Origin of the sequence: Acinetobacter parvus DSM 16617 = CIP 108168 (assembly GCF_000368025.1) — a bacterium.
Classification (GTDB): Bacteria; Pseudomonadota; Gammaproteobacteria; order Pseudomonadales; family Moraxellaceae; genus Acinetobacter; species Acinetobacter parvus.
This window is the reverse complement of sequence record NZ_KB849211.1, coordinates 280,533-283,067: the sequence shown is the minus strand read 5'-3', so window position 1 is coordinate 283,067 and position 2,535 is coordinate 280,533. Positions and strand designations below refer to the sequence as shown.

At 36.8% G+C, this 2,535-nt stretch carries 1 protein-coding gene and 3 pseudogenes; 3 read left to right on the top strand and 1 reads right to left on the bottom strand.

Annotated features, from left to right (window positions below; translation table 11 throughout):
- From F988_RS03540 to F988_RS03530, 3 pseudogenes are all read left to right on the top strand, one after another.
- Positions 1 to 734, top strand: a pseudogene (locus F988_RS03540) (IS4-like element ISAba1 family transposase); the annotation flags it as partial.
- A gap of 94 nt (positions 735 to 828) precedes the next feature.
- A pseudogene (locus F988_RS03535) lies at positions 829 to 1,275 on the top strand (histidine phosphatase family protein); the annotation flags it as partial.
- 106 nt (positions 1,276 to 1,381) lie between these two features.
- Positions 1,382 to 1,720: pseudogene (locus F988_RS03530) on the top strand (histidine-type phosphatase); the annotation flags it as partial.
- Between the two features lie 69 nt (positions 1,721 to 1,789).
- Here the strand turns inward: F988_RS03530 and F988_RS03525 are convergent.
- The coding region (locus tag F988_RS03525; RefSeq protein ID WP_004681087.1) for an IS3-like element ISAcsp5 family transposase at positions 1,790 to 2,535 on the bottom strand (746 nt) is incomplete at its 5' end.

Sequence of the window (2,535 nt, the reverse complement as noted above, 5' to 3'; positions counted from 1 at the left end):
CTTTGGACATTGCTTAATAAACGTGGAAATTCAGATACGAAAGAGCGTATTGCTTTGATTCAACGCTTTATAGCCATTTTTGGTAAAGACCGTATTGTGAATGTGTTCGCAGACAGAGAGTTTATCGGTGAGCAGTGGTTTACATGGTTAATTGAACAAGACATCAACTTCTGCATTCGTGTAAAAAAAACTTCATTGTCACCAATCATTTAGGAAAGAATCATAAAATTAGTGATTTATTTCGCCATCTTAAAGTTGGTCAAATTGAATGTCGTAAACGACGGATTTTGGTTGGTCGGGTGAAACTATATATAAGTGCACTACAGTTAGAAAATGGAGAACTTTTACTCGTCGTTTCTCCTCAGTTTAATGCCAATGCTATTCAGGATTATGCATTACGCTGGGAAATTGAAACCTTATTCAGTTGTCTCAAAGGACGCGGGTTTAATCTTGAAAATACGCGCTTGACAGACCCTAGACGAGTGAAAAAATTGATTGCGGTGTTAGCTATAAGCTTCTGTTGGTGTTACTTAACGGGTGAATGGCAACATAATCAAAAAAAAGCGATAAAAATAAAGAAGCATGGACGACTCTCAATGAGTTTATTTCGCTATGGTTTAGACTATGTTCAAATGGCGATTCAGCATTTAATTGGTTTTGGGAAAAAAGAAGAGTTTAAGGAAATTTTGGCAATTTTAAGAAAGCAGAATCCTGATAGGATAAGGGTTCTGTGAAATTTGTCGTGTACAGAGCATATCGAGTTAAAATGTTATTGACTGTGATACCGAGCTTATAGAAGGTTTCTTCCTTATCCCAACATTTGATTAAGTAGAAGGTTGCCGTCTTTTTGCTGAAAATTTGGCTAATCAATTACAACGCCCGCTATTGATCAATGAAAATATCAAAGAAATGTATTTCGGTGATTGGGAAGGTGTTTCAACTCAAAGGATTTATGAAACGACTCCTGAGTTACTGGCAAATTTTTGGCAATTCCCGACTCAATATCAAGCACCAAATGGTGAATCATTTGCACGATTTCAACAACGAGTCACGTTAGGTTTTGAACAAATTCATCAACAATTGCAAGAAAATAATTGGAAAAAATCGTTGATTGTTACGCATGGTGGGGTAATCAAACTACTGCTTTGTTTAGCAAGACAACATAACTTAGATGAGTTATTAAAAATGTCAGCTGAACTGGGAAAACTGTATCAATTAGAGTTGCTTGACACTGATAGTGGGATTGGTTTTATGGAAAAGACACTTGCTCCTTAGCGTCTAAATACAACTGTATTTAAAATTTTTACTGAATGGTTTAATAGAACTGTCATTGCTCCTGTCTATGATACATGGCACTTCTTTATCTATGAGCAAATAATTCATGAATATATTATTTAAAAGCAGTGTGTTATGCGCAAGTGTATTGTTGGCCGCATGTAATAATGATGATCATCAACAATCACAAACAACGCCTGAAAATAATACGCCATCAAAATATTATCAAACTAAAACACCTTATCAGCCTTTACAAGATCTAAAAAAATATGAGCCAACTCCACAAGGATTTGAACCAGTTTTTACTGAATTAGTTGCACGTCATGGTTCCCGAGGCTTGTCCAGTATCAAATATGATTTAGCACTTTATAATCTATGGAAACAGGCAAAGGCTGAAAATGCGCTGACCCCGTTAGGTGAAAAACTCGGTGCAGATCTAGAAAGTGATGTGGTTCCGTTAATTAGACCACTCAATTCAGTTTTATAAGTGATAAATCCGCTCTAAATATTTAAATCATGCTGCCATTACTTTTAGTAAATGTTGATCATAAAATTCATTTGGTGTTGCCTTATTCAAACTTGAATGAGGACGTATCATGTTATAAAAATCCAAATATTCAGCAATTGATTGTTTCGCTTGTTTAACCGTATCGTAAGCCTTCAAATAGACTTCCTCATGCTTCAAGCTGCGCCATAACCGCTCAATCATCACATTATCTATCCATCGTCCTTTCCCATCCATACTGATACGGATATTTCGCAATTTTAACTCATTCAAAAATGCCTCGCTTGTGAATTGACTGCCTTGGTCTGTATTAAACACCTCTGGACAACCATATTTCACAATTGCTTCTTGCAACGCATCTATGCAAAAGTCTGTTTCCATACTGATCGATACTCGATGAGCCAGTACTTTACGACTATGCCAATCTATAATTGCACACAGATAGACAAAGCCTTTAGCCATAGGAATGTACGTTATATCTGTACACCAGACTTGATTAGAGTGATCGATGACCATGTTTTTCAACAGATATGGGAAAATACGGTGTGCAAGATTAGGCTTACTGGTATTGGGTTTTGGATACAAGGCATGTATTCCCATCAAGCGCATTAAACGTCGGACTTTACGCCGACCTATTTGATGCCCTTGACGCTGTAGCATATCTCGTATCATTCGACTGCCCATAAATGGGTAGTCGAGATGAATTTCATCGATCAGACGCATCAAACTCAAATCAGTTGATGAAATCTCTTTGG